The following is a 3385-nucleotide window of genomic DNA, read 5'->3' on the forward strand; positions in this document are numbered from 1 at the left end:
ACAGGTCAATCATGATAGTATCTGACCATAATGAACCTGTTAGATGTAACTCTGATTCGTTAGTTAGGTTATAAAATTAAAGTATTTACGTGCGTACAATCCTATTTAGGGAATTTCATATGGGGGTGATGAAGGATAAGTTCTTTTGGACTGAGCCGCACGATTCATTCGGCACTGGGTGGGGGACGTTATCAAAAAAAGAAACCACATGGAGTTGTTACATTCACATGTGGTATCCAAAATGAGTTAGCTATTCCAGTTTTCTCGTAATTCTTGTCACAACATCGATTTCAAACTTTTCCTCCGGTATACGCAACTCTTTGGTGGTAGTCAAAATGTAACGAGAAGGCTTATCCGTTGGTTCAAGCAATATCCAGTGGTTAACCTTACCAACACTAAGCGTTATAATATTGCGTGTCTGAATGTTTACAGGGATATTCATTTCCTCTCTAGAATCAACATCCTTTAAATACAGCCTCGCGGTACTGTTTCTTTGAAATAAATTAATTAAATCAATTCGATATTCATACTTGCCATCAGTCGTGATTTTTATTGAATCACTCCGCATCTTTTCTTTTGACCAACCATGAGAACTTACGCTTTGAATCAGTACAACAGAGAGCAATAATGAAATTACTATCCCCACATAAATGCCAATAGTAGGTATTCCGCTTGTTGTAGTCCATCCTTTAATGAGTAGTTTGATAAACAATACAACGATCAAGAGAACGGGAATACCTGCGAACAACAAATAAGTAGTCCCGATAATATCCATACCTCTTTGGAGATAGGCTGTTGAACCTATTAAAAACCATAACAATGATAAGACACTAAGTACGATAATAGCTATGATGACAAATCTTAACCATAGTGGCATACTCGTCCTCCTTTTTATTTGAAACTATAGTTTTTCTTTTTCAACTTCGGTTCGATATATTTCTTCCATATGTCTATATTACTATGCATACTTGAGTGGGAATCAATAGGTCCTCCGTTTGGACTAAAGACCCCTGGTTTTTCAGCATCTTTGGCTCTCACATTTTCTGCGCCTTTAAATTCACGGGTTAAAGTAGAACCTAAATTCCAAATACTCCCACCATTTAATTGAACTTGATCCGCTTTATTATATAGTTGAATATGTTGGCCAACAGATGTGTTTTTATCCAATCGGTACCCCCTTACCGGAGTGGCGATTGTAATCAAAGTCTCTACTTTCATTCCTTTTTCTGCTAATAGATTAGCCAACATGATTGCAACATTCCCACCATGGCTATGACCAATTAATCGTATTGGGTCATCTGGGTTTTTCAAGTGCCATTCATATACTTCTTTCAAAAAATCCTTTGCCGCTTTTGAACGAGCCCCTGTTGTATTTCCTCCAGTCCATTCCAAGGACCTACTTGACTCATTAAAGAGCCCTTCTACATATTCTACAAATTTAGGAGTCCAAGTATCTGGATTTGACCAAGTACCGTGAATTAACCAAGCCTTGTTCCCACTTGGGTCACTATAAATCAACGGATTATTATGAACATACGTATACAAATTCAACGTCAGCGGATTCGTAATCTCCCCTTCATACGTATCCTCATTCATAAACCGCCCTACACTCGGATCGTACCATCTGGCCCTCAGGTATTGCAATCCAGTCGTCTCATCCCAGTATTCTCCGCTATATCTAAATAGATTCGGCACGGTTTCACTCGCCGTTATTGGATTGCCCCACATGTCATACGTGTAGCTGCTGAGTACATTGCCCGCTTGGTCGGTTAGCTGCGTCACATCGCCGTGACCGTTATGGGAATAGTACGCCCGGCTGCCGCTGGCATCCACCCGGGCTACTAATCCCTTTCCTCGGATGTAGCTCGCTTTGTGCGTGACCGCTCCATTCGTTACGGTTCCTTCCGCTATGATGTCCGCTCCATCATAGTAATAACGGGTGGTTACGCCCGCTTCGGTTCGCTCCGTTAGCAAGCCATCTCCGTCATAACGGTACGTGACCGTTTGGTTGTTTTCCGTTACAACCTTCGTTAACCGATCCCGGTCATCATAAGCGTAGCTCATATTCGCCATTTCCGGAGGTGCATCACTTGTTAACGATTTTCGATTCCCGCGCTGATCATAGGTGTAGGTCTCATTAAATTGGGTTGATGTCGCGATCCGGTTTAACGGGTCATAGCCAAAGGTATAGGCGGTACCCCTCTCGGTTTTGCCGGTCTGGTTACGGTTTTGGTCATACCGATAGCTCAACGCCTCCAGCGTGCTTCCCGCTTTTGTATGGATGAGCGACGTCAGATTTCGTTCATCATAGCCGTAAGTCGAGCGAATTCCATTACGAAGCTCAGCCGAAGCAACACGTCCATTTTTCTGGTAGGTGTAAGTGGCATCCCACACGTTGGCCGCGGAACCTACAGCCTCCAGTTGATTTCTTACATCGTACTGGTACAGGCTCACGACGCCAAATGGGCCGGTCATTTTTGTCCGTTTGCCCTGGCTATCGTATTCATACTCGGTTTTACGGTTATCCGGGTACGTGACGGATTGCAGCCAGCCGGATCCTGCTTCATAGCTGTATTTCGTGGTCCCCGTTCCATCTTGCATCCGGAGCCGGCGACCCGCCGCATCGTAACCCATCGTAATTGTTTCCTGATTCGTGGTGCTGGAGATTTGCCGATCCCGGTTATTGTACGCATACGTGCGCGCCTGATTTTTACGGTCTACAACCTTCGTTAGATTGCTGTTGGCATCATAAACATAGGTTTCTACTCCGCCCGCAGGATCGGTTTTGCGAATGACGCGGCCCATTTGGTCGTACTGCTTCGTCATTTGCGTATTGTCCGGGTATTTCGTTTCTTTCAAGTTCCCGGCCAGACTATACACATAGTTCGTCGCATTGGCCTCCGGGTCCGTGACGGTTACCAGACGCCCGAGGATATCGTAGGCATAAGTGGTCGTGAACCCTTTGGCATCCTTTTGCGTGATCAGATTGCCCGCGTAGTCATACGTATACTCGGCCTTGCTTTTCACGGCGCCCGCAGCGTTCATCGCTTCTTGCTTGATCGGACGCCCGAGCAGATCCAACGTTTCTTTAGTGAGGCTGCCCTCTGGGTCGGTCGTTTGAACGGTGCGCTGAATATCATTGTAGAGAGCGGTGGCGAACGCGTTATTGGCACCCGGGAACTGCGTACGGACGATCCGGTCCCAGACATCATACGTATACGAGGTTCGATTCCCAGCCGCATCGTCGCTGTAGCTCAATCGTCCATAAGCGTCGTAAACGTACGTCGCCATTCCTTTGCCCATAATCCCTTCCGCCACTTTCAGGCCCAAGGGGTTCCATCGTACGATGCTCGTCACGCCCGTCTCGTCGGCCGCCGTCACTTGA

General features: G+C 45.9%; 2 protein-coding genes. Both read right to left on the minus strand.

What is annotated here, in order from left to right; translation table 11 throughout:
• Nucleotides 1–250: 250 nt before the first annotated feature.
• The gene (locus JFN88_RS14565; protein WP_199020016.1) at nucleotides 251–877 is read right to left on the minus strand and encodes a hypothetical protein; all 627 of its coding nucleotides are present in this window, start codon (nucleotides 875–877) and stop codon (nucleotides 251–253) included.
• Between the two features lie 14 nt (nucleotides 878–891).
• On the minus strand, nucleotides 892–3385 hold a 2494-nt coding region (locus JFN88_RS14570), incomplete at its 5' end, for an RHS repeat-associated core domain-containing protein (RefSeq protein ID WP_233167867.1).

The sequence above is a fragment of the Paenibacillus roseus genome (genome assembly GCF_016424485.1).
Classification (GTDB): domain Bacteria; phylum Bacillota; class Bacilli; order Paenibacillales; family Paenibacillaceae; genus Paenibacillus_D; species Paenibacillus_D roseus.